This is a genomic window from Vibrio sp. 10N.239.312.C11 (genome assembly GCF_041466065.1).
Lineage (GTDB): Bacteria > Pseudomonadota > Gammaproteobacteria > Enterobacterales > Vibrionaceae > Vibrio > Vibrio tasmaniensis_A.
The window spans coordinates 26,482-50,256 of record NZ_JBFSRZ010000022.1; the positions used below are offsets into that span (position 1 = coordinate 26,482).

At 44.7% G+C, this 23,775-nt stretch carries 20 protein-coding genes; 15 read left to right on the forward strand and 5 right to left on the reverse strand.

Annotated elements, in window-relative coordinates:
* Positions 1-115: 115 nt before the first annotated feature.
* Positions 116-2,176 carry a methionine--tRNA ligase gene (gene metG / locus AB6D07_RS11515; protein WP_017102828.1) on the reverse strand — a complete coding sequence of 687 codons (2,061 nt, stop codon included), beginning with the start codon at positions 2,174-2,176 and terminating at the stop codon, positions 116-118.
* Between the two features lie 158 nt (positions 2,177-2,334).
* Here metG and apbC point away from each other — a divergent pair, with 158 nt between their 5' ends.
* The 3 genes from apbC to AB6D07_RS11530 all read left to right on the forward strand — a co-directional run bounded on the left by apbC (position 2,335) and on the right by AB6D07_RS11530 (position 6,578).
* Positions 2,335-3,411 carry an iron-sulfur cluster carrier protein ApbC gene (gene apbC / locus AB6D07_RS11520; protein ID WP_372091353.1) on the forward strand — a complete coding sequence of 359 codons (1,077 nt, stop codon included), beginning with the start codon at positions 2,335-2,337 and terminating at the stop codon, positions 3,409-3,411.
* 256 nt (positions 3,412-3,667) lie between these two features.
* Complete coding sequence (udk, locus tag AB6D07_RS11525) at positions 3,668-4,309, forward strand: uridine kinase (protein ID WP_004734002.1); 642 nt, start codon at positions 3,668-3,670, stop codon at positions 4,307-4,309.
* Positions 4,310-4,415: 106 nt separating this feature from the next.
* Positions 4,416-6,578, forward strand: coding sequence for an AsmA family protein (locus tag AB6D07_RS11530; protein ID WP_017102827.1), 2,163 nt, complete (start codon positions 4,416-4,418; stop codon positions 6,576-6,578).
* Positions 6,579-6,805: 227 nt separating this feature from the next.
* On the opposite strand, the gene cobO is transcribed toward AB6D07_RS11530, so the two are convergent.
* Positions 6,806-7,411, reverse strand: coding sequence for a cob(I)yrinic acid a,c-diamide adenosyltransferase (cobO, locus tag AB6D07_RS11535; RefSeq protein ID WP_029222898.1), 606 nt, complete (start codon positions 7,409-7,411; stop codon positions 6,806-6,808).
* Positions 7,412-7,495: 84 nt separating this feature from the next.
* Between cobO and AB6D07_RS11540 the strand changes: the two genes are divergently transcribed.
* Positions 7,496-7,945 (forward strand): low molecular weight protein-tyrosine-phosphatase, encoded by a 450-nt coding sequence (locus AB6D07_RS11540; protein WP_017099041.1) that lies wholly within the window; start codon positions 7,496-7,498, stop codon positions 7,943-7,945.
* Positions 7,946-8,055: 110 nt separating this feature from the next.
* Here AB6D07_RS11540 and AB6D07_RS11545 read toward each other — a convergent pair whose 3' ends face one another.
* Positions 8,056-9,603, reverse strand: coding sequence for a SulP family inorganic anion transporter (locus tag AB6D07_RS11545; RefSeq protein WP_017102825.1), 1,548 nt, complete (start codon positions 9,601-9,603; stop codon positions 8,056-8,058).
* Between the two features lie 261 nt (positions 9,604-9,864).
* Positions 9,865-12,990, reverse strand: a complete 3,126-nt coding sequence (gene rne, locus AB6D07_RS11550; RefSeq protein WP_017102824.1) for a ribonuclease E — start codon at positions 12,988-12,990, stop codon at positions 9,865-9,867.
* A gap of 618 nt (positions 12,991-13,608) precedes the next feature.
* Between rne and rluC the strand changes: the two genes are divergently transcribed.
* The gene (gene rluC / locus AB6D07_RS11555) at positions 13,609-14,553 is read left to right on the forward strand and encodes a 23S rRNA pseudouridine(955/2504/2580) synthase RluC (RefSeq protein WP_017099038.1); all 945 of its coding nucleotides are present in this window, start codon (positions 13,609-13,611) and stop codon (positions 14,551-14,553) included.
* A gap of 251 nt (positions 14,554-14,804) precedes the next feature.
* Here the strand turns inward: rluC and AB6D07_RS11560 are convergent, their stop codons facing one another.
* Positions 14,805-15,386 (reverse strand): nucleoside triphosphate pyrophosphatase, encoded by a 582-nt coding sequence (locus AB6D07_RS11560; protein ID WP_009848611.1) that lies wholly within the window; start codon positions 15,384-15,386, stop codon positions 14,805-14,807.
* Between the two features lie 149 nt (positions 15,387-15,535).
* On the opposite strand from AB6D07_RS11560, the gene yceD reads away from it, so the two are divergent.
* The 10 genes from yceD to mltG all read left to right on the forward strand — a co-directional run bounded on the left by yceD (position 15,536) and on the right by mltG (position 23,766).
* Positions 15,536-16,063, forward strand: a complete 528-nt coding sequence (gene yceD, locus AB6D07_RS11565; RefSeq protein WP_004733994.1) for a 23S rRNA accumulation protein YceD — start codon at positions 15,536-15,538, stop codon at positions 16,061-16,063.
* Between the two features lie 44 nt (positions 16,064-16,107).
* On the forward strand, positions 16,108-16,278 hold the full coding sequence (gene rpmF, locus AB6D07_RS11570) for a 50S ribosomal protein L32 (RefSeq protein WP_004737376.1): 171 nt from the start codon (positions 16,108-16,110) through the stop codon (positions 16,276-16,278).
* 9 nt (positions 16,279-16,287) lie between these two features.
* The gene (plsX, locus tag AB6D07_RS11575; RefSeq protein WP_012603565.1) at positions 16,288-17,313 is read left to right on the forward strand and encodes a phosphate acyltransferase PlsX; all 1,026 of its coding nucleotides are present in this window, start codon (positions 16,288-16,290) and stop codon (positions 17,311-17,313) included.
* Between the two features lie 5 nt (positions 17,314-17,318).
* Complete coding sequence (locus AB6D07_RS11580) at positions 17,319-18,269, forward strand: beta-ketoacyl-ACP synthase III (protein ID WP_010437276.1); 951 nt, start codon at positions 17,319-17,321, stop codon at positions 18,267-18,269.
* Between the two features lie 80 nt (positions 18,270-18,349).
* Positions 18,350-19,273 (forward strand): ACP S-malonyltransferase, encoded by a 924-nt coding sequence (gene fabD / locus AB6D07_RS11585; protein ID WP_017102823.1) that lies wholly within the window; start codon positions 18,350-18,352, stop codon positions 19,271-19,273.
* 25 nt (positions 19,274-19,298) lie between these two features.
* Positions 19,299-20,033, forward strand: coding sequence for a 3-oxoacyl-ACP reductase FabG (gene fabG / locus AB6D07_RS11590; protein WP_029222897.1), 735 nt, complete (start codon positions 19,299-19,301; stop codon positions 20,031-20,033).
* Positions 20,034-20,199: 166 nt separating this feature from the next.
* A complete protein-coding gene (gene acpP, locus AB6D07_RS11595; protein WP_012603569.1) occupies positions 20,200-20,433 on the forward strand; it encodes an acyl carrier protein in 234 nt (77 codons plus the stop codon).
* Between the two features lie 93 nt (positions 20,434-20,526).
* Positions 20,527-21,771 carry a beta-ketoacyl-ACP synthase II gene (fabF, locus tag AB6D07_RS11600; RefSeq protein ID WP_004736554.1) on the forward strand — a complete coding sequence of 415 codons (1,245 nt, stop codon included), beginning with the start codon at positions 20,527-20,529 and terminating at the stop codon, positions 21,769-21,771.
* 103 nt (positions 21,772-21,874) lie between these two features.
* Entirely contained in the window at positions 21,875-22,753 is an 879-nt protein-coding gene (gene pabC, locus AB6D07_RS11605; protein ID WP_017102822.1) for an aminodeoxychorismate lyase, read from the forward strand.
* Complete coding sequence (gene mltG, locus AB6D07_RS11610; RefSeq protein ID WP_012603571.1) at positions 22,750-23,766, forward strand: endolytic transglycosylase MltG; 1,017 nt, start codon at positions 22,750-22,752, stop codon at positions 23,764-23,766. The genes pabC and mltG overlap by 4 nt, the downstream gene beginning before the upstream one ends.
* Positions 23,767-23,775 lie beyond the last annotated feature (9 nt).

The window sequence follows — 23,775 nt, forward strand, 5'->3', positions numbered from 1 at the left end:
AGAGAACGCTTATTTTCGGTAGATATAAAAAATCCCCAATGCTTATCAACTCATTCAAGTTAAAAGTGCATTAGGGATTTCGCTATGAGTGCTTGTTATCTGACTGAAGCCAGAGCTACATTACACGCATGCCAGGTTGAGCACCTTCGTGTGGTTCAAGGATCCACAAGTCACTGCCACCAGGACCAGCAGCTAGGATCATGCCTTCAGACATACCAAACTTCATCTTACGAGGTTTAAGGTTTGCTACCATGACAGTTAGCTTGCCTTCTAGCTCTTCAGGTTTGTACGCTGACTTGATACCAGAGAATACTTGGCGAGTTTCACCACCGATGTCCAGTTGGAACTTCAGTAGCTTGTTCGCTTTTGGTACTTCTTCACATGAGATAATACGAGCAATACGCATATCGACTGCTGCAAAGGCATCGAATTCAATCTCGTCTGCGATTGGCTCTTTGTCTAGCTCAGTTTGGCTTGCTTGCTCTTTTTCAGCTTCTGCTTTTTCTTTCGCAGCTGCTTCTGCGGCTGCATCTTCTTTGGAAGACTCGATCATTGCTTCCACTTTCTTCGGATCAATACGGCTAAACAGCGCTTTGAACTTAGTGATTTCGTGATCAGTTAGCGGTGTAGCAATCGCTTCCCACGTTAGTTCTTCGTTTAGGAAAGCCTCAGTGCGAGCCGCAAGCTCTGGCATAACGGGTTTCAGGTAAGCCATTAGCACGCGGAATAGGTTAATACCGACAGAAGAAACTTCTTGAAGCTCTTTCTCTTTACCTTCTTCTTTTGCAAGAACCCAAGGTGCTTTTTCGTCGATGTACTGGTTAGCTTTATCAGCTAGTGCAGTAATTTCACGGATAGCGCGGCTGAACTCACGAGTTTCGTATAGCTGACCGATACGCTCTGCAGCAGCAACGAATTCGTTGTAAAGTTCTGGTTCTGCAAATTCAGCAGAAAGCTTGCCTTCGAAACGCTTAGTGATGAAGCCTGCGTTACGAGACGCTAGGTTAACAATCTTGTTTACTACATCCGCGTTTACACGTTGAGTGAAGTCTTCAAGGTTAAGGTCAAGGTCATCGATACGGCTGTTTAGTTTCGCAGCGTAGTAGTAGCGTAGACACTCAGGGTCTAGGTGATTTAAGTACGTACTTGCTTTAATGAATGTGCCTTTCGACTTAGACATTTTCGCACCGTTCACCGTTACGTAGCCGTGTACGAATACGTTGTTTGGCTTACGGAAACCAGCGCCTTCTAGCATTGCAGGCCAGAATAGGCTGTGGAAGTAAACGATGTCTTTACCGATGAAGTGGTAAAGCTCAGTTGTGCTGTCTTTCTTCCAGTACTCGTCAAAGTTGAGATCGTCGCGCTTGTCACATAGGTTCTTGAAAGAAGCCATGTAGCCAACAGGAGCGTCTAGCCAAACGTAGAAAAATTTGTTTTTCTCGCCTGGGATTTCGAAACCGAAGTAAGGTGCATCACGTGAGATATCCCACTGTTGCAGGCCAGACTCGAACCATTCCTGCATTTTGTTTGCAGTTTCATTCTGTAGAGAGCCAGAACGAGTCCACTCTTTTAGCATGCTTTCGAACTGAGGCAGATCGAAGAAGAAGTGCTCAGAATCTTTCATTACTGGAGTTGCGCCAGAAACCGCTGATTTAGGGCTAATTAGCTCAGTTGGGCTGTATGTCTCACCACAGTTATCACAGTTATCACCATACTGGTCTTCTGACTTACACTTAGGGCAAGTACCTTTTACGAAGCGGTCTGGTAGGAACATCTCTTTCTCAGGATCGAAAAGCTGAGAAATAGTACGGCTAGAAATGAAGCCGTTCTTTTTAAGTTCGAGATAGATGTGAGAAGCCAGTTCACGGTTCTCTTCGCTATGTGTGCTGTGGTAGTTATCAAAGCTGATATCAAAGCCAGCGAAGTCTTTTTGGTGCTCTTCACTAACAGCAGCGATCATCTCTTCTGGCGTGATACCCATCTGTTGAGCTTTAAGCATAATTGGCGTGCCGTGAGCATCGTCAGCACAGATGAAGTTTACAGTGTTGCCACGTAGACGCTGGTATCGAACCCAGATATCAGCTTGGATATGCTCAAGCATATGACCAAGGTGAATAGAGCCGTTAGCGTACGGAAGCGCACAAGTTACCAAAAGTTGTCTTGGATCAGTTGCCATACTTAATAATTCGCTTTTTTGATAGGTATAAATTTTGAGAGGTAATACTACTTTATAACGTGTGATACGCCAAGGTATCAGACAAAGGATTCCCCTAGTTTTTTAGGGGTTCAGTCTTCATCTCGTGGGTGATAGCATAAATAAAAAAAGGAGCCCCAATGCGTAACTTTACTTCTAAGCAAGATTTCTGTTCATGGTTGAATGAGTTCGAGTCACCAATCCTCATCCCAGAGTGGGCGCTACACCAAAATATTGTATCGGTTGATCCGCGTGGGTCATTTGTTATTACCTTGCCTTTTGCTGCCAATCAGCTCGCGGTTGAACTGGAACAGTGGATCCACTCCCAGATTGAACAGCAACTTGTTAGCGCTTTTCAGTTTGAAGTAAAAGTGAAGCCGTCTGCGCTAGAAACAACAGTCGCGACACCTTTGAAGGGCGTTAAGAACATTATCGCCGTGACGTCGGCAAAGGGTGGGGTGGGTAAATCGACAACTTCGGTAAACCTTGCGCTTGCGTTATCTAAGTCAGGTTCAAAAGTGGGCTTGTTGGATGCGGATATCTATGGTCCATCTGTGCCGATGATGCTCGGTCAGCTAGACGCAAAACCAGAAGTGCAGAACAACAAATGGATGATGCCAATCGAGGCGCACGGCATTTTTACGCATTCTATCGGTTACCTTGTATCAAAAGATGATGCAGCTATCTGGCGTGGTCCAATGGCGGCTAAGGCGTTAGGTCAGCTCGTGAATGAAACCGTATGGCCAGAATTGGATTACCTTGTTATCGACATGCCACCGGGTACGGGTGATATTCAGCTAACGCTTTCGCAGCAGATCCCAGTGACGGGCGCGGTTGTGGTGACCACCCCTCAAGATTTGGCATTAGCCGATGCGCGTAAAGGTGTGGCGATGTTTGATAAAGTGAGCGTGCCAGTGGCAGGCTTAGTGGAAAACATGAGCTACCATATCTGTAGCCACTGTGGCGAGAAAGAGCATATCTTTGGCGCTGGTGGCGCGGAAGCCATGTCAGAAGAGTTTTACCTCGATATCTTAGCGCAAATTCCGCTGCACCTTGATGTACGGGAAGATATTGATGCAGGTTGCCCAACCGTTATACGTCGTCCAGACAGTGAACACACGCGTCATTACTTAGAGCTTGCTGAGAACGTGGCTGCGAAGATGTTCTGGACTGGTAAGGCGAGACCAGAGGCGATTAACTTCTCGATGGTTGAATAGCAATGGCTGATCACAAAGGTGTGTAAATCACGTTTGGGTGAGATAAACAACGGTTGGATTAGGTGGATAGCCATAGGGGTTGTGCATATAGTTGTATTTAAGTTATTTGAAAGCAAACGATTGTTTTAAGTAAATGTATTGAGATCATCAATTTGACTGCAATTAGCTAACATCGCGACTAGAATCTATATGCTTTAGCCCCTATAATCAGGCGGTTTATCTATTCCCACCACCAAACCATATCGGGTGCAAATTAATGTCTGATAATAATCAATGTGTCATCGTAGGTATCGCTGGCGCTTCAGCTTCAGGAAAAAGCCTGATCGCGAGTACGATTTATAATGAGCTGCGCGAAAAAGTAGGCGACCATCAAATTGGTGTTATCACGGAAGATTGCTATTACAGCGACCAAAGTCACTTGAGTATGGAAGAGCGAGTTAAAACTAACTACGACCACCCAAATGCACTAGATCATGACCTTTTATGCGAACATCTACAGCAGCTAATGAGTGGCAATGCCGTAGAAGTTCCTGAATACAGCTACACAGAGCACACACGCACTTCTGAAACGACTACACTTACTCCTAAGAAAGTGATCATTTTAGAAGGTATTCTGCTTCTGACAGACCCGCGTCTTCGTAAACTAATGCACGCAAGCGTATTTATGGATACACCGTTGGACATCTGTCTACTACGTCGTGTTAAGCGTGATGTAGAAGAGCGTGGTCGAACAATGGATACGGTACTTAAACAATACCAAGAAACAGTACGCCCAATGTTCATGCAGTTTATCGAGCCTTCAAAACAACATGCAGACATCATCGTTCCTCGTGGTGGTAAAAACCGTATTGCGATTGATGTGCTAAAAGCGCATATTGCGAAGTTGTTGAAGTCTTAATCGAACAAAATTTTGCCTAAGTGACTCACTTAGCTTTATTTTTTACCGAATCAGTGGCACTTTTATAGTGCCACTTTCTTTTGGAATCTAAGCAAGGAATATGCGGATGAAGAAACTACTCATTTTCATAGCTGTACCAGTGTTTGTTGTCGTTGCAGCAATTCTGGCACTAGTGCTGTTAGTGAATCCCAACCAATTTAAGCCATTAATTGTCGAACAAGCCCAAAAACACACAGGCCTAGAGCTCGTGATCGAGGGTGATATCAGTTGGCAATTCTTCCCATCTATTGGCTTCGAACTTGGTCAAACTGAATTACGTAACCCTGAAGGGTTCACTCAACCAAACCTGTTTAAGGTTGATACGGTTGGCGTTGATGTTTCGGTTACTCCGCTATTTAGCAATCAACTAGAGATCGGCAATATCACTCTAGATGGTGCAGAATTTTATTTAGAAACGCTTAAAGATGGTCGCAAGAACATCGATGCGCTCACACAAGTGTCTGCTCCTAAGGAGTCTGAACCTGCAGCGGATACAAGTTCTGAAGCAACACCGGCGCCTCAAGAGCAAACTTCTACAGACACATCTGGCTGGACGATCAATCTTGCAGGTGTAACAGTCTCAAACGCATTGTTTGAGATGGACGACAAGCAAGCAGGTTCATTCACTAAGCTATACGATGTGTCTTTGAGTCTTTCTGAGTTTGCCGTTGATACATGGACGACCGCGACATTTGCGGCTTCTGGTGAAAACAACCAACAGAAGTTCTCTGCAAATGGCAGTGCTGAATTCAAATTAGCGGAAGGCTTTGCAAGCTACGCATTACGAAATATTGACCTTAATGCGAAGTTCAATGATCCACCAACGTCGATCGAGTCAGCGAAGATTGGCTTAAATACGTTTGAGTTCGATAAGGTTAACCAACTGACTTATGCGGTGATTGGTAATGCTGCTGGTCTTGACCTTGATCTTAAAGGTGGCGGTGACTTAACTGTCGATAGCGCGATCTCAAAAGTTACACTGAACAAGTTAACATTAGACTCAACATTCAAAGGTGAAACGCTTCCTCAATCACCAATGAAAGTGGATATGCTGTCTGACTTAAGCTTTGATCTAACGAAGAGTCACTTGAGCTTTGTGCTAGAGAAGCTGCAAGCTAACGCTATCGCACTAGACGGTAAAGCGGACATCACTTTATCTGAAATACCAAAGGTTCGTTTTTCTCTTCATAGCCCGAACATCGATTTAGATGAGTTCTTAGGCCTAGGTAATACAGAAGAAACAGCGAGCGCTGCGCCTTCTGATTCTGCTGGTGGCTCAACTTCAAATACTACAGCTTCTTCGACGTCAAGTTCAGATAACTCGGCTCCTGCGAAAGAAGTAGAACCTGATCTGTCAGCTCTGAAAACGCTCGATGTGAAAGGTAATATCACAATCGATAAGTTCAAGGCGAACAACGCAAAAATGCAGAACGTGAAAACGGCGTTCTCAGTTAACCGTGGTATCGCAGATCTGACATCGTTTACCTCGAATCTTTACCAAGGCTCTATCTCGGCAACAGCACGATTAGATGCACGCAAGACGCCTGCGACTTACACGGCTAAGAAAAAGATTAAAGGCGTAAAAGTACAACCGTTACTGGTTGACGTAGCGAACAACGATACGCTGGAAGGTACCGGTAATATCGATGTTAACGTTAAAGGTAAGAGCTTGACGCCAACAGGAATCAAGAAGAACTTGGTAGGTACTATTGCGATTAACTTTGAAGATGGTGCGGTTAATGGCATCAACATCGCGCAACTGATTAGAGAAAACTACGCTAAGATCAAAGGCGAAAAAGTCGAAAGCAAAGATGAGTCTCAAAAGACAGATTTTAGTGCAATGAAAGCAACACTCAAGGTTGATAAAGGTTGGGTTTCAACGAACGACTTATCGGCACAGTCGCCTCTTTTACGCGTGACAGGTCAAGGTAAAGCAAACTTCATCAATGAAACGGTCGACTTCCTGGTTCGCACGTCAATTGTTGGTTCGCTTGAAGGCCAGGGTGGTAAGAGCATTGATGATCTCAAAGATGTGACGATTCCAATTAAGGTAACCGGCCAGTGGGCTGACCCGAAATTTGGGCTTGTTTTTGATGATGTGTTGAAACAGAAAGCTGAAAAAGAGATTGATCGCGGTATTAAGAAACTTGAAGAAAAATACGGTGACAAGATCAAAGATGAGAAAACTAGAGATGCAGTCAATGGTTTACTCAAAGGCTTGTTTAACTAATCGCCATTTTAAATAAATAGCATATAAATAGCGCCATTCCTTATTACGAGGAATGGCGCTTTTGTTTGGCTGCCGATAATACCCAAGAGAGATTCCCTATGAAGCTCGCCCCTCGCATTAGGGAATGACGATAGGTATTAGTGCCTTGTTCAAGGGCGTGACAGTCTAGTGGTCGTCATCCTCGAGAGGGAAGAATGACCGAGTCGGGGATCTCTGGTTGAATGCAATTACCAGTCAACGCCTTGCAGAGCTTTAACACCAGATTCAAAAGCGTGTTTAACGTTACGAACTTCAGACACGGTATCGGCCATGTCCGTTAAAGTTCGATGCGCTCCACGGCCTGTGATGATCACTGATTGCATTTTAGGGCGGTTATTCAGAGCTTCTACCACTTCATCCAATTCAATGTAGCCATAGCTCACCATGTACGTCAGCTCATCAAACAGAATTACATCAATCGACTCATCAGCTAGCATGCGTTGGCACTCTTTCCATACGCGCTGTGCGGCTTCAATATCTTTTGCCTTACTTTGAGTTTCCCAAGTAAAGCCTGTACCCATCACTTGGAACTCTACATCGAGTTTTTGAAGAACGTTCTTTTCACCGTTATCCCAAGTTCCCTTTACAAACTGAGCAACGGCACATTTCTTACCGTGACCGACTGCACGTGTAATCGTACCGAAACCTGATGTCGATTTCCCTTTACCGTTGCCAGTAATAACCAATAACAGTCCTTTCACTTCTTGCGCTGCTGCAACACGTGCATCGACTTGCTCTTTTACTTTCTGTTGTCTTGCTTTATGGCGTTGTTCTTTGTTGTCTTCGGTCGACATAACAAATCCTTTTAAGTTGTGATTACGCCTATCATAGCCTAACTTAACGATAGCAAAAACCATCGGAAGAACAGGTGATTACGGATGAAAAAGATACTCGTGGTTTGTATGGGGAATATTTGTCGTTCGCCAACAGGTGAAGCGGTGCTGAGAAAGAAAGCTCAGCAGATGGATATTAATGTAACGGTCGACTCCGCTGGGACAATTGGCTTTCATCAAGGCAACGCGCCAGACTCACGTTCAAAATCAGCAGGAGAGAAGCGAGGCTACAGCTTTAAAGGGATTACTTCTCGTAAAGTGGTAGATAATGACTTCGAAGAGTTTGACCTGATACTTGCGGCAGACAAGGCGAATTTAGATGACTTAGTGAGCCAGTGTCCAGTTCACCTCCAATACAAGCTCGCGTTATTTTTGAGTTTTGGAGAGTCACAATATCAAGAAATTCCCGATCCTTATTATGGTGAGGGGAATGGCTTTGAATTAGTGTTGGATTTAATCGAAGAGTCGAGCGAAGCGATACTGCGTTCAATATAGTGTAGAGGCTGTGTTCTTGGTGGGCGATAAAGTATCAAGGTTCATCGATATAAAAAAGGCCGACATTGAATGTCGGCCTTTCTAAATCTAGCTTTAAGCTATGACTAAGCTTACTTAGACATTACTTTGTAGATTGGGTCTTCTGCAACGTTCGCTTCAACTAAGCTACCGGCTTTGTGCAGCATAGCAACACAGTCTTGGCTTAGGTGGCGAAGGTGAAGTGTTTTACCTAGTGCCGCGTAACGGTCAGCAATCGTGTCGATCGCTTCAATAGCAGAGTGGTCAGTAACGCGTGAGTTTGCGAAATCAACGATAACATCTTGTGGATCGTTGTATGAGTCAAACAACTCAAGGAAGTTAGCGGTTGAACCAAAGAAGATTGGACCGTTAACTTTGTACTCTTTAGAGCCTTCAGCGTTAACCGATGTGTCTGCGTAGATGTGCTTAGCATGTTGCCATGCAAACATTAGTGCAGAAGCAACAACACCCACACCAACTGCTACCGCAAGGTCTGTTAGTACTGTAACTACAGTTACAAGGACGATAACGAAGAAGTCTTGCTTAGGAACGCGACGTGCCAACTTGAAGGTTGCCCATTCAAACGTACCGATAACAACCATGAACATAACGCCCACAAGTGCTGCTAGAGGAATCATTTCAATCAGTGCAGAGCCGAACAGGATGAACATCAGTAGTGCAACTGCCGCTACGATACCTGAAAGACGACCACGACCACCTGAGTTTACGTTGATCATCGATTGACCGATCATCGCACAACCACCCATCGCGCCAAATACTGAACACGTCACGTTCGCCATACCTTGACCAACACATTCGCGGTTAGATTGGCCACGAGTGTTTGTCATTTCGTCTAGTACGGTTAGCGTTAGTAGTGATTCGATTAGACCAATCGCTGCAAGAATCACTGCGTAAGGCAGGATGATGTATAGCGTTTCTAGGCTAAACGGTACTGCTGGAATAGAGAATGTTGGTAGAGAGCCCGCTAGTGTTGCTGCTTCGTCACCAGACATAGTACGTAGGAAATCAACAACAGTGCGAGTTTCAAGATCAAGGCCTACAACCAAAGCTGTTACTGTAACAATAGCTACCAATGAAGAAGGTACTGCTGTAGTGAGCTTAGGTAGGAAGTGGATGATACCCATAGTGAGTGCGACTAGACCTAGCATTAGTGTCATTTGACCGCTTGGTAACCAAGTTAGCGCACCTGTTACGTCTGGTGCTTTAAATTGTCCAAGCTGCGCTAAGAAGATAACGATCGCTAAACCGTTCACGAAACCAATCATTACTGGGTGCGGAACGATACGGATGAATTTACCTAGCTTAAATACACCCGCTGCAATTTGCAGAAGGCCGGCTAGCATAACTGCCGCAAATAGGTATTGAACGCCATGGGTTGCTACTAGGCTAACCATTACAACAGCCATTGCGCCAGTTGCACCAGAAATCATACCTGGACGACCGCCGAAGACAGAAGTGATTAAACCTACGATGAATGCTGCGTAAAGACCAACCATTGGGTCAACGCCTGCAACAAAGGCGAATGCTACGGCTTCAGGTACTAGAGCTAAGGCTACGGTAAGACCTGAAAGCACATCATTTTTTACAGAGTGCTTTGAAAATTGTGGGAATTCGAACATGTTTGCTCAGCTATGCTTAAAATGGGTTTACCGACACGAGTGTATTGCGTAGCCAAACAGTGATGAAAAAGAGCGGCAATAGCTAAGTGTCGAAAATATAAGTGCGCGAATGCTACCCAAAAATGTGATTAAGTTCAAGGTTGAACCCTATTTTGAGCAATATATCTATTATAACTAATCGGAACTGTGGATATAAAAAAAGGGCGACTTATGAATAAGTCGCCCTTAGATAGTTCTCTGCAGATTACTCTGCGAAGCTCATTAGTATTGAGGTTTAGTCATGCCTGCGCCGGCTTTATTTGACGCTGCTTGGCTACCTGCACCTTTCGATACAAAACGCTCAGTACGGAATGGAGCCGCAACAACTTGAATCTCTTTGATCTCTTGAGGACCAGGAGCTTTAGTCATTGGTGAACCTGCTTGTTTTTTAGCAACAGCTGCCTTTGGTGCCGCTTTAGGAGCTTCTGCTTTTACCACAGGAGCTTCTTCTACTTTTACACTTTCAGCTTTAGGTGCTTCAGCTTCAACAACTGGTGTTGCTTCTACTTGCACAGCTTCTGCTACAACAGGCGATTCAACTTTCGCAGTTTCAGCAATCACTGGAGTTTCAACTTTCTCAGTTTCAACTACCGCAGGAACTTCAGTTACCTGAGTTTCAACGACAGTTTCAGCTTCTTCACGGCGGATAATGACTTTACCCATCGCAAGTTCAGGACATGCAAAGCCGCCAGCCATAGCTGTGTTACTTTGTGGTGCCGTCTCTTGAGCTACGTTTTGCTCTTGTACAGCAACTTGAGTTTCAACTGCTACTTGAACTTCAGCCACTTCAGGTTTTGCCTGATTATGGTGAGGTTTTGGAATGAAGCGAGGCATCACTTTACCCATAGCCATCTCTGGAGAAGCTACACCACCTTTACGTAGGCGGAATGGGTTAGGACGACGATCACGACCGCGACGACGACGTTGACCACTTGCACGTAGGTGACGTGGAGAACGACGGTTGCGACGTTGCTTCGGCTCTTCCTGTTCTGTTTGTTCATCAGCGTTTGCTTGAGTTGCTTCTACTTGTTCCGCAACTTTTTGCTCTTGAGCTACTGATTGTTCTTTCGCAATAGACTGTTCTTTAGCAACAGCAGACTCATTTGACGAGTTTTCTGAAGCTTCAGCTTGTTGGTCTTTAATACGAACTTGTTTGTTCAGTTTACGACGCTGACGACGCTCTTTAATCTTAGCTGCTTTCGCTTCTGGCTTAGCCTTAGGCGCTTCTAGTTTATCAGCTTGAGCTTCTGCCGCTAGCTGTAGACCTTCTTCTGCTAATTTAGATGGTGCTAGCTCTTCGCGTTGCTTCTGCTCATCACGTGACTTATTGCGACGGTCTTGCTTAGGCTTACGAGGCTGGCGATTTTGCTGTGGAGCAGTTTCTTTCTGCTCTTCAGGTTTCTCATCACGAACTGGTTTACGACGGCGTTTGTTGTCACGGTTTTCGTTACGATTGTCACCACGCTCACCACGTTGTTCACCACGGTCACCACGTTGGTTACGACGACGGTTATCGTTACGATCACGGCGTTGACGGTTGCCGTTGTTGCGATTGTTCTTAGGTTTCTCTTCTTGCTTCTCTTCTTCTTTTTTCTCTTCTTGAGTTGAAGAGCCAAATAAGAAGCTACCGATAGCTTTGAAGAAACGACCAACTAAACCTGGTTCTTGAGTCGCTGCTGATTCAGCTTTTTTCTCTTCTACAGCTTTAGGAGCTGGAGCAGGAGTCGGTGCTGATTGAGCAGGAGCTGCGAAGCCTTTAAGAGCTGGCTCTTCGATCTTCTTAGGACGAATAGTCTGTTCTGCAGGCTCTTTGCTTTCTGCTTCTTTTAGAGCTTCTAGCTTGGTAGGCAGCAAGTAAGACAGTAGGTCGAACTCTTCACCTTCACGAACACGGATAACCTCAAAGTGCGGTGTTTCCATGTCAGAGTTAGGAACTACAGTGATCTTAACTTCTTGGTTCTTCTCGATGTGGTTTACTGAGCGACGTTTTTCGTTCAATAGGTAAGAAGCGATAGGAACAGGGACTACAGCAAGAACTTGCGCAGTGTTGTCTTTTAGAGCTTCTTCTTCGATCAGACGTAGAACAGATAGTGCTAGAGATTCGTTATCACGAACAACACCAGTACCTGTACAACGAGGACAAATGTGGTGGCTTGCTTCTGCTAGTGATGGACTCAAACGTTGACGAGACATCTCTAGAAGACCAAAGCGAGAAATACGACCAATCTGAACACGTGCGCGATCTAAACGAACGGCATCACGTAGACGGCTTTCTACTTCGCGTTGGTGGCGAACCGGAGTCATATCGATAAAGTCGATAACAACAAGACCACCTAGGTCACGTAGACGTAATTGACGTGCAATTTCATCGGCTGCTTCTAGGTTAGTGTTAAGTGCTGTTTCTTCGATATCGCCGCCCTTTGTTGCACGAGCAGAGTTGATATCGATAGAAGTCAGAGCTTCTGTTGGGTCGATTACGATAGAACCACCAGATGGAAGACGAACTTCACGTTGGAAAGCAGATTCGATCTGGCTTTCAATCTGGTAATGGCTGAATAGTGGTACTTCACCATCGTATTTCTTAACGCGATTCATGAAATCTGGGCGTATTAATTGAATGTGCGCTTGTGCACGTTCAAAAATAGTATTGCTGTCGATTAGAATCTCGCCAATATCACGACGTAGATAGTCACGAATCGCACGAACGATAACGTTACTTTCTTGGTGAATAAGGAAAGGAGCTGCATTTGAATCAGAAGCTTGCTTGATAGCGCCCCAGTGATTCAATAGAACGTTCAAGTCCCACTCAAGCTCTTCTGCACTTTTGCCTACACCCGCTGTACGCACGATTAAGCCCATACCTTGAGGAAGCTCAAGAGTGCTTAATGCTGCTTTCAGTTGAGTGCGTTCATCACCTTCGATACGACGAGAAATACCGCCAGCGCGAGGGTTATTTGGCATAAGAACTAAGTAACTACCCGCCAAAGAGATGAAAGTTGTCAGTGCAGCGCCTTTGCTACCACGTTCTTCTTTCTCAACTTGTACGATTACTTCTTGTCCTTCTCTTAGCACTTCTTTAATGCTAGGACGGCCTTGGTATGTATAACCTTCAGGGAAGTATTCGCGGGCAATTTCTTTAAGAGGGAGGAAACCGTGACGTTCTGCGCCGTAATCAACAAATGCCGCTTCTAGGCTTGGTTCAATACGGGTAATACGTCCTTTGTAGATATTCGCTTTCTTTGATTCGTGACCTGGACTTTCGATATCTAGATCGAACAGTCGCTGGCCATCAACCAAAGCGACACGCAACTCTTCTTTTTGAGTTGCGTTAATTAACATTCTTTTCATTTAGAAATTCTCATTGTCTTTTCTTATTTTCATCATTGGTCTTATCGCTTTAGTTCGTTTCTCATGGTGCCAGATCCCATGGCTTTATCGGTGCAGCCTCCCGGCTGGAGAGGGATGCTCTGGGGCACGTCAGTCATCATAGGGAGTTAGCCTATGATCCGCGATGTGGCGGTGAATACTCAACATGAGTGTACGTGAGTAGAGCGATAAGGAACTCAGTTGACCGTGTCTTACGCCGATTGCAGCACTGTCTAATCTGAGTCATCTACTCATTTACTTGCTTATGAATGGTTAGCTGTTTAAATATTAGTCAATCCATTGATAGCAGCTGTGAACTATAGCAGTGGTCGGTAAACACAGCAATCTGCTTTGTCGTAATGCGGTAAAAAAAACAGTTTTTGTTTGGGTTTTGATAGCTCTAACTCACTGTCTATAAATAATTTATCAATTGATATTTTAATTTGCAGGAAGCTTGGTGCTTTTTTGTTCGAAGAATCAAAGAAATATAGAACTTCAATGACCTTTTAGGGATAGAGTCGCCGGGATTTTAGATAAATAAGTTCAGAATAGGGTTAAGAAAATCTCAATTATCAAAAGTGACAGTGATACAATAACCCAATGAGCGAAATTAGAACCCAAGTCCAATTTGTCGACATTGACGAAGATATGGCTGGTCAGCGTATTGATAACTTCTTACGCAACCAATTAAAAAACATCCCGAAAAGCATGATTTACCGAATCGTGCGTAAAGGCGAAGTCCGCGTTAACAAGAAACGTATCAAGGCTGAGTACAAACTAAAAGCTGGCGACTTAGTACGTATCCCTCCCGTTACTATTGAAGAGAAAACGGAAGAGAACGTACCGAGTACGAAACTCAATAAGGTTTCGGAATTGGAACAGTGCATCATCTATGAAGATGATCACATGCTGATTCTCAATAAACCATCAGGTACTGCGGTTCATGGTGGCAGCGGCTTGAAGTTTGGCGCGATTGAAGCATTACGTGCTCTTCGCCCTGATGCTCGTTTTCTTGAGTTAGTGCACCGTATTGATAGAGATACGTCTGGCATTTTGCTTGTTGCTAAGAAGCGCTCGGCGCTAAGACACCTTCAAGCACAGTTCCGTGAAAAAACGGTTCAAAAATACTATTTCGCTTTAGTGATGGGCGAATGGAAAAACAGCTGTAAAGTCGTCAACGCACCTTTGTTAAAAAATGAAGTGAATAGCATTGTTCGAGTGAACCCGAATGGTAAAGCTTCTGAAACCCGCTTTAAGGTTTTAGAGAAATTCCAAGAGGCGACGTTGATTCAAGCTAGCCCAATTACAGGCCGTACACACCAAATCCGTGTGCACGCTCAGTATACTGGTCATCCAATAGCTTGGGATGATCGTTACGGTGATCGTCGTTTCGATGCTTATACGGGCAAAGTAGGACTGAATCGTCTGTTCTTACATGCAGCCAACATCAAGTTTACCCACCCGGGTAGCGAAGAGAAGATGGATATCTCGGCGCCAATGGAAAGAAGGCTAGAGAAAGCCTTAACTGGTTTACGTAAGCTTTAAGAAGATACGAGATTTTTCGTGAATTGAGTATAATATGCATCAAATGGAAAAGGTTGACGAATATCGTCAACCTTTTTTATTTTCATATGTTGCAGAAGCTCCCCAACTCGCTCGTTCCTCGCTCTTGAGGATGACGACTTTTTAAGGTCACGTTCTATATCATTAGCGGATTAGATAAAATTCGCGTTCCGTCATTCCCTGGACTGACGAAGGAAGGAGTAGGGAATCTCCAACAGAGTGGTAAGTATCGCTTACAACACGTTCATTCCTTGTGCCTCAAGCATATCGACTAAATCGATCAGAGGTAAGCCGATCAGCGTGTTTGGGTCTTTACCTTCCATCTGTTTAAACAATGCAATACCTAACCCTTCGCACATAAAACTGCCCGCGCAGTAATAAGGCTGCTCTTTCTCAACATAAGAAATGATCTGTTGCTCAGTTAAATCGCGGAAATGCACAACAAAGGTGTCGAGACGCGTGTCAGCTTTACTGGTCTCGCTGTTCCATACCGTTATCCCAGTATAGAAAGTGATGCTCTTACCACTTTGACGAGACAACTGCTCAATCGCTTTCTCACGAGTATGAGGTTTGCCAATAATTTCTTCGTCAATCACACATACTTGATCGGAACCAATCACTAGGCTTGGTTGTTCGACAGCACAAGACTTGGCTTTGGTTTCAGCAAGACGCATTACCAATTGTTGAGGAGTCTCTTCTGGAAGTGGCGTTTCATCGCAGTCAGGCTTCGCTGTGACAAAGTCTAACTGTAGTTTTTTGAGGATCTCTTGCCTAAATGGAGATGTAGAAGCTAAAACTAGTTGGTAATTTCTCATTTTAATTTACAATTCGTGTAAGCATTTAGTTCAGGATAACGTAACTTAGCCTGCTATTCATAATGCTCTGAACAGGAAAGGTAGGAAAGTACATTTTTTTTGCCATTTCCTTTGACTAAACACGATTTGGAAGATAAGATTCGCGCCCTATGCAAAAGGAAAAAATACCGCGTACAGTTGATCCGGCAAGAACGGCTCAAAAACGACTCGATATGGATGGTATCATTCAAGTCAGTCTTTTAAAGCGTTTAACCGAAACAACTGAAGGCGTAAAACGTGACGCGCAAGTCTCAATGTCATTTGGGCTTGATGAACAACGATTAGTCGTTATCTCTGGTAAAGCTAACGTCGAAGTCGATTTAGAGTGTCAACGTTGTAATGAGGTTTTCGCACATGAGTGCGATGTCCAATTTACTTATACTCCTGTTTACAGCGAGAAAAGTGAAGAGGAAGCACCGGAAGAGTACGATTTGGTAGATCTAAACGAGTACGGTGAGTTAGACCTGATTCAATTAGTTGAAGACGAGTTCATCCTTGGATTGCCACAAATAGCAATGCACGACGATGCGAAATGTAGCGTTAACTCAAATAACTTGGTGTTTGGTGAACTTCCTGAAGAAATTGAGGAAGATAAAAAGCCGAATCCATTTGATGTTTTAAAAAACTTAAAGAAGTAACTTATTAGTAAGTATCTTTAAGAATTTACATAGGAGTAGGGTCAATGGCCGTACAAAAGAGCAAGAAATCACGTTCAATGCGTGGCATGCGTCGTTCACACGATGCGCTAACTACAGCTGCACTTTCTGTAGACGCAACTTCAGGTGAAACTCACCTACGTCACAACGTGACTGCCGAAGGTTTCTACCGCGGCAAAAAGGTTATCAACAAGTAAGGTTGACCTTTGCAAAATCTAACCGTTGCGCTTGATGCAATGGGCGGGGACTTCGGTCCTCGTGTTACAGTGCCTGCCGCCGTGCAGGCACTGTCGTATTTCCCAGAGCTAAAAGTCATTCTAATAGGTGATCGAAACGCGATCACATCTCAATTATCTTCATTAGGTCGAATGCCTGATTCTCGTTTGAGTATCCAGCATTGTGATCGAGTCATTTCCAATTCTGAAAAACCTTCACTGGCCCTACGCAACAGTCAGGGTAGCTCTATGCGTGCTGCTATCGATCTGGTTGCCGAGTCACAAGCTGATGCTTGTGTGAGTGGTGGCAACACCGGCGCACTGATGGCGTTATCTCGTTTCCGACTCAAACTCCTTCCTGGTATTGATAGGCCTGCATTGGTTTCAGCTTTGCCTACCGCTTCTGGCAACCGTACATGGATGCTTGATTTAGGAGCGAACGTTTCTAGTGACGCGGATTCACTGTTTCAGTTTGCCGTAATGGGCAGTGCATTAGCAGAACAACATTTAGGTCGCGTGCCTCGTGTCGCTATCTTGAATATCGGCGCTGAAGAAATCAAAGGCAATGACCTTGTAAAACGATGCGCTGAAATGTTGTCGAATACTCAGTCTGTGAACTTCATAGGCTATATTGAAGGTAATCAATTACTTCAAGATGCTGCTGATGTCGTCGTATGTGATGGTTTTGTGGGCAATGTCTGCTTAAAAACGTGTGAAGGTACGGCTCAGCTCTTTATTGATAAGCTAAAAACGCGCATGATGGCTTCAACAATAAAGGGTTGGATCGCCAGAATGTTGTTTTCTGAGCTATTTACTGAATTAAAAACCTTGAACCCCGACCAGTATAACGGCGCAAGTTTGTTAGGATTGCGCGGCATTGTCATTAAAAGCCATGGAAGTGCTGATGTGTCTGCAGTCGTCAACGCGATTGGTGAGGCAGTACACGAGGTCAAACGACAAGTCCCCAGTCGCATTAGCGATCGTTTGGAAGCGGTTTTACTCGAGAGGCATTATTAGTCTTCATGTATAGCAAAATTTTAGGTACTGGCAGCTACTTGCCATCTCAGGTGCGTACTAACGCAGACTTAGAGAAAATGGTAGAGACTAGCGATGAGTGGATCGTTGCTAGAACAGGTATTAAAGAGCGTCGTATTTCAGCGGAAAACGAAACTGTTGCGGATATGGCGTTTTACGCTGCTGAGAATGCCATTGAAATGGCAGGTATCGACAAAGAAGATATTGATTTAATCATCGTTGCGACAACCAGCAGTAGCCACACATTTCCGTCTTCGGCATGTCAGGTACAAGGCAAGCTTGGTATCAAAGGCTGCCCTGCGTTTGATTTGGCTGCGGCGTGTTCTGGTTTTGTCTACGCACTGTCTGTTGCTGATCAACACATCAAGACTGGCATGTGTAAGAACGTTTTGGTAATCGGTGCGGATGCACTGTCAAAAACCTGTGATCCGACTGACCGCTCTACTATCATCTTATTTGGTGATGCTGCAGGTGCGGTGGTTGTTGGCGCAAGCGAAGAGCCAGGTATTTTGTCTACTCACATTTACTCTGATGGTAAATATGGTGAGCTTCTAAGCCTAGAAGTTCCAGAGCGTGGCGGTGATGCGGACAAATGGTTGCACATGGCGGGCAACGAAGTATTTAAAGTGGCGGTAACTCAGCTTTCTAAGCTAGTGAAAGACACATTAGCGGCGAACAATATGGATAAGTCAGAGCTTGATTGGTTAGTTCCACATCAAGCGAACTACCGTATTATCTCGGCAACCGCTAAAAAGCTGACGATGTCGCTTGATCAAGTTGTGATTACTCTTGATAAGCACGGCAATACGTCGGCAGCTACCGTACCAACGGCCCTTGATGAGGCTGTTCGCGACGGGCGAATTAAACGTGGTCAAACGCTTCTACTTGAAGCGTTTGGTGGCGGCTTCACTTGGGGTTCTGCGTTAGTTAAATTCTAACCCCAAGCGATAATCAACAAACAAGGCACATAACTTATGTGCCTTATTCAATTTTTTGCTTTGCTTAAAGGAAAATTACTATGAGCAAATTTGCTATCGTATTCCCAGGCCAAGGCTCTCAAGCTATCGGTATGCTTGCTGACCTAGGCGAACAGTATGATGTTGTTAAAAAGACATTTGCTGAAGCTTCAGAAGCACTTGGTTACGATCTATGGGCATTGGTTCAAGATGGTCCAGTAGAAAATCTAAATGAAACTTTCCGTACTCAACCGGCTCTACTAACAGCGTCTGTTGCAATCTGGCGTGTATGGCAAGAGCTTGGTCTAGAGCAACCTGCAAACCTAGCCGGCCACAGCCTAGGCGAATACTCTGCACTAGTGTGTGCGGGTGTTATCGACTTTAAAGAAGCGATCAAGCTGGTTGAGCTACGTGGTCAACTGATGCAAGAAGCGGTTCCTGCGGGCGTTGGTGCAATGTACGCAATCATCGGTCTAGATGATGAAGCGATTGCTAAAGCGTGTGAAGAAGCGGCACAAGACGAAGTTGTGTCTCCAGTTAACTTCAATTCACCTGGCCAAGTTGTTATCGCGGGTAACAAAGCAGCAGTAGAGCGCGCTGGTGCACTATGTAAAGAAGCAGGCGCTAAACGTGCACTTCCTTTACCAGTATCTGTGCCGTCTCACTGTGCCCTTATGAAGCCTGCAGCAGACAAGCTAGCGGTTGCTCTGAAAGCTCTAGAGTTCAACACGCCGGCACTGCCTGTTATCAATAACGTTGATGTTATTGCTGAAACAGACCCGGCAAAAATCAAAAGCGCACTTGTTCGCCAGCTGTACAGCCCAGTTCGTTGGACTGAAGGTGTACAAGCTATGAATGAGCAAGGCGTAGAGAAGCTACTAGAATTAGGCCCAGGTAAAGTTCTTACCGGTCTAACAAAACGAATCGTAAAAACTATGACAGCTGCTGCAGTTAATGACACTGCATCACTAGAAGCTGCTAAGTAAATAAACACTTAATAGAGAAGTTATGATGAATTTAGAAGGCAAAGTTGCACTAGTTACAGGCGCAAGCCGTGGTATCGGTCGTGCAATCGCTGAACTTTTAGTTGAGCGTGGTGCTAAAGTTATCGGTACTGCTACGTCTGAAGGCGGCGCTGCTGCAATCAGTGAGTACCTAGGTGAGAACGGTAAAGGTCTTGCTCTTAATGTAACGGATGTTGACTCAATTGCAGCTACACTGAAAACCATCAACGATGAATTCGGTGCGATTGACATTCTGGTTAACAACGCAGGTATCACTCGTGATAACCTACTTATGCGTATGAAAGACGATGAATGGAATGACATCATCGATACTAACCTAACGCCTATCTTCCGCATGTCTAAAGCTGTATTGCGTGGCATGATGAAGAAGCGTCAAGGACGTATCGTAAACGTTGGTTCTGTAGTCGGTACTATGGGTAACGCTGGTCAAGCTAACTACGCAGCTGCAAAAGCAGGCGTAATTGGTTTTACTAAATCAATGGCTCGTGAAGTTGCGTCTCGTGGTATTACAGTGAACACTGTAGCACCTGGTTTCATCGAAACTGACATGACTAAAGCGCTAAATGATGACCAACGTGCAGTAACTTTGGCGAATGTACCAGCAGGTCGACTAGGTGACCCTCGCGAAATCGCTGAAGCTGTGGTATTTTTGGCGTCACCTGCGGCAGCTTATATCACAGGTGAAACACTTCACGTCAATGGCGGTATGTACATGGTGTAAATTATGTGCAACATTTGTGCATGATTTAAGTCAAGATCATACGTAATTTCGGTTAAAATCGTGAAAATTGTGGTTTGACCAGAAAAGTTGACCTTGCAACTTTCAATAGATTGAATAAACTACGGAAAACATCGCATAAAGCGAACTCTGTAAAGGAAAAGAAAAAATGAGCAACCTCGAAGAACGCGTAAAGAAAATCATTGTTGAACAGCTAGGTGTAGACGAAGCTGAAGTTAAAAACGAAGCTTCTTTCGTTGATGACCTAGGTGCAGATTCTCTAGACACAGTTGAGCTAGTAATGGCTCTAGAAGAAGAATTCGACACTGAGATTCCAGATGACGAAGCTGAGAAAATTACTACTGTTCAAGCTGCTATCGATTACGTAACTAGCGCTCAGTAATAATCTCTCCCAGGCGGTCACCTCGACCGCCTGTGTTTTATCTAACTCATCTATCCTCATCTTAAATCACCTCAATCCCCGGAGTGTAATATCGTGTCCAAGCGTCGTGTAGTTGTCACTGGCATGGGTATGTTGTCGCCGGTAGGCAACACTGTAGAATCTTCTTGGAAAGCCCTGCTAGCTGGTCAAAGTGGTATCGTTAATATCGATCATTTTGACGCAACCAATTTCTCAACTCGTTTTGCAGGTCTAGTTAAAGACTTTAACTGCGAAGAGTATATGACTAAAAAAGATGCTCGTAAGATGGACTTGTTCATCCAGTACGGCGTCGCAGCAGGTATTCAAGCTTTAGATGATTCAGCCCTAACTATTACTGAAGAAAACGCTCCTCGTGTAGGCGTTGCTATCGGTTCTGGTATTGGTGGTCTTGGTTTGATCGAAGCCGGTCACAAGGCTCTAACTGAAAAAGGCCCTCGTAAAATCAGCCCGTTCTTCGTACCGTCGACGATCGTGAATATGATTGCGGGTCACATGTCTATCATGCGTGGCCTACGCGGTCCAAACATCGCGATCTCTACAGCATGTACGACTGGCCTACATAACATTGGCCACGCGGCTCGTATGATTGCATACGGCGATGCTGACGCAATGCTAGCGGGTGGTGCTGAAAAAGCATCGACACCACTAGGTATGGGCGGTTTTGGTGCGGCTAAAGCACTGTCTACTCGTAACGATGAGCCTCAAAAAGCTTCTCGTCCATGGGACAAAGGCCGTGACGGCTTCGTTCTTGGTGACGGTGCAGGCATGATGGTTCTTGAAGAGTATGAACATGCTAAAGCTCGTGGCGCTAAGATTTACTGTGAGCTAGTTGGCTTCGGTATGTCGGGTGACGCTTACCACATGACATCTCCAAGTGAAGATGGTTCTGGTGGCGCACTAGCAATGGAAGCGGCTATGCGTGATGCTGGCATTACTGGTGAACAAATCGGTTATGTTAACGCACACGGTACTTCGACTCCTGCAGGTGACGTAGCGGAAGTGAAGGGCATCAAGCGTGCTCTTGGCGAAGCAGGCAGCAAGCAAGTCTTGGTTTCTTCTACGAAATCAATGACTGGCCACCTTCTAGGTGCTGCAGGTTCTGCTGAAGCGATCATCACTGCGATGTCTCTAATTGATCAAATTGTTCCACCAACAATCAATTTAGATGATCCTGAAGAAGGCTTAGATATTGACTTAGTACCTCACACTGCGCGTAAAGTTAGCGGTATGGAATATGCTGCATGTAACTCATTCGGTTTCGGTGGTACTAACGGCTGTTTGATCTTCAAAAAGATTTAATCATCTTATATAAGAGTCAAACATCGTAGATAGTCATAATTAGAACTGTTTTTAAACGGCTCGATGCTTTAGCATTGAGCCGTTTCTTTTTATGGGGAAAAACATGTTTTGGGTTGATGGAGAAAGTCAGCAAACTGTCGATATCTTAGATCGCTCGTTTCAGTATGGAGACGGCTGTTTTACTACCATGCTTGTTCAAGATGGCCAGATTCAATATTTTCACGATCATCAGCGTCGTGTTGATGATTGTCTTAAAGCGTTACGCATTTCCGAACTTGATTGGAATACGGTTAACCTTTGGCTCGATAATGCACTTGAACATATCCAACACAATGCGCTTCCTGGTACAAAGAGCCTTAATGGTTCAACGAATCTTCAAGATAAAAACAAGCCTCATGATGAAAAAGCAGGGCTCAAGCTGCACGTTAGCCGTGGGGCTGGCGGTCGTGGCTACAGTGCCAAGAATATCGCCAAGCCAACGATAACCATCAGTACATTTGATTACCCAAATCATTATTCCGCGTGGCAAGATTCCGGTGTAGACCTCGGTATCTGCCAACAAGCACTGGGTTTGAGCCCATTATTGGCCGGTCATAAGCACAATAATCGCCTTGAGCAAATCTTGATGAAAGATGAAATGGATCAGGCCGGTGAAGTGGATGGCGTGGTTCTGGATATATCCGGTAACGTGATTGAAACCACCATGGCTAATCTGTTTTGGCGAAAAGGGCAGACGATTCACACTCCTCAACTGACGCAAAGTGGCGTTGCTGGGGTTATGCGTAAGCAAGTGTTAACCGCGCTGAATCAAGCTGAACTTTCCGTTACTATTAGTGACTACTGCTTATCTCAACTCATGCAAGCTGATGAGGTTTTCATGACCAACTCCATTTTAGGGGTTGCCCCAGTTACCCGTATTAGTGATACCCAATTCAACATTGGAACCGTTACTCGTAGCCTTCAAGGACAACTAAACTCGTGATCAAAAAGTTATTTATTTTTATTATCTTGTGCCTAATCGCAGCCGCGGCTGCTGGTTTTTATGTTTACAACCAAGCGCAAGATAACCTGAAACAAGTTATTCAATTAGAAAAACCACAAGTCGTGACTGTTGCTTCAGGTAGCAGCTTTAACCGCGTTCTAGCCCAGTTGATTAACGAGGGGCTTTTCGAGGCTTCTCCTTATGAGAAATTAATCCGTAAGTTACATCCTGAGCTTGTAGACGTAAAAGCGGGTACATTCCTGCTTGAACCGGGTTTAACCTTAGAGCAGGCGCTACAAGTGCTTGTAGAAGGGAAGGAGCACCAATTTACCATTACCTTTGTAGAAGGCAGTCGTTTTGACGAGTGGCTTGTTCAGCTAAAAGACAACGAATTCATTCAGCAGACGTTGAATGATGTCTCTGAAAAAGAGATCGCACAAAAGCTTGGTATTGAAAATGAAAAGCTAGAAGGCCTTTTCTTAGCGGAAACATACCACTACACCTATGGCACAACGGATTTAGATTTGTTGAAACGTGCCCACCGAGATCTAATGAACGTGGTCAATGATGAGTGGGAAAATAGAGCCGATAAACTGCCTCTTAAATCGCCTTATGAAGCTTTAATTCTTGCGTCTATCATCGAGAAAGAGACTGCTGTCGCTTCTGAGCGTGAGCGTGTGTCTTCTGTATTCGTTAACCGCTTGAACAAGCGTATGCGTTTGCAAACTGACCCAACGGTTATCTACGGCATGGGCGATAGCTACAAAGGCAATATTCGTAAGAAAGATCTACGCACACCAACGCCGTACAACACCTATACAATGAGCGGTTTACCGCCAACACCGATCGCGATGGCGGGTAAAGCGTCTATCAACGCGGCTCTGAATCCAGAGAAGAGCAACTACCTTTATTTTGTTGCGAGTGGAACCGGCGGTCACGTATTTTCAAAGAGTTTGACTGAGCATAACCGTGCAGTACGAGCTTACTTAAAGCAATTAAGAAAAAACAAATAAAGAAAGAAT

What these genes read in the sequence shown, in the direction of transcription:
- metG (WP_017102828.1), bottom strand. Translation starts at nt 2,176, where the DNA reads ATGGCAACTGATCCAAGACAACTTTTGGTAACTTGTGCGCTTCCGTAC.
- apbC (WP_372091353.1), top strand. Translation starts at nt 2,335, where the DNA reads ATGCGTAACTTTACTTCTAAGCAAGATTTCTGTTCATGGTTGAATGAG.
- udk (WP_004734002.1), top strand. Translation starts at nt 3,668, where the DNA reads ATGTCTGATAATAATCAATGTGTCATCGTAGGTATCGCTGGCGCTTCA.
- AB6D07_RS11530 (WP_017102827.1), top strand. Translation starts at nt 4,416, where the DNA reads ATGAAGAAACTACTCATTTTCATAGCTGTACCAGTGTTTGTTGTCGTT.
- cobO (WP_029222898.1), bottom strand. Translation starts at nt 7,411, where the DNA reads ATGTCGACCGAAGACAACAAAGAACAACGCCATAAAGCAAGACAACAG.
- AB6D07_RS11540 (WP_017099041.1), top strand. Translation starts at nt 7,496, where the DNA reads ATGAAAAAGATACTCGTGGTTTGTATGGGGAATATTTGTCGTTCGCCA.
- AB6D07_RS11545 (WP_017102825.1), bottom strand. Translation starts at nt 9,603, where the DNA reads ATGTTCGAATTCCCACAATTTTCAAAGCACTCTGTAAAAAATGATGTG.
- rne (WP_017102824.1), bottom strand. Translation starts at nt 12,990, where the DNA reads ATGAAAAGAATGTTAATTAACGCAACTCAAAAAGAAGAGTTGCGTGTC.
- rluC (WP_017099038.1), top strand. Translation starts at nt 13,609, where the DNA reads ATGAGCGAAATTAGAACCCAAGTCCAATTTGTCGACATTGACGAAGAT.
- AB6D07_RS11560 (WP_009848611.1), bottom strand. Translation starts at nt 15,386, where the DNA reads ATGAGAAATTACCAACTAGTTTTAGCTTCTACATCTCCATTTAGGCAA.
- yceD (WP_004733994.1), top strand. Translation starts at nt 15,536, where the DNA reads ATGCAAAAGGAAAAAATACCGCGTACAGTTGATCCGGCAAGAACGGCT.
- rpmF (WP_004737376.1), top strand. Translation starts at nt 16,108, where the DNA reads ATGGCCGTACAAAAGAGCAAGAAATCACGTTCAATGCGTGGCATGCGT.
- AB6D07_RS11580 (WP_010437276.1), top strand. Translation starts at nt 17,319, where the DNA reads ATGTATAGCAAAATTTTAGGTACTGGCAGCTACTTGCCATCTCAGGTG.
- fabD (WP_017102823.1), top strand. Translation starts at nt 18,350, where the DNA reads ATGAGCAAATTTGCTATCGTATTCCCAGGCCAAGGCTCTCAAGCTATC.
- fabG (WP_029222897.1), top strand. Translation starts at nt 19,299, where the DNA reads ATGAATTTAGAAGGCAAAGTTGCACTAGTTACAGGCGCAAGCCGTGGT.
- acpP (WP_012603569.1), top strand. Translation starts at nt 20,200, where the DNA reads ATGAGCAACCTCGAAGAACGCGTAAAGAAAATCATTGTTGAACAGCTA.
- pabC (WP_017102822.1), top strand. Translation starts at nt 21,875, where the DNA reads ATGTTTTGGGTTGATGGAGAAAGTCAGCAAACTGTCGATATCTTAGAT.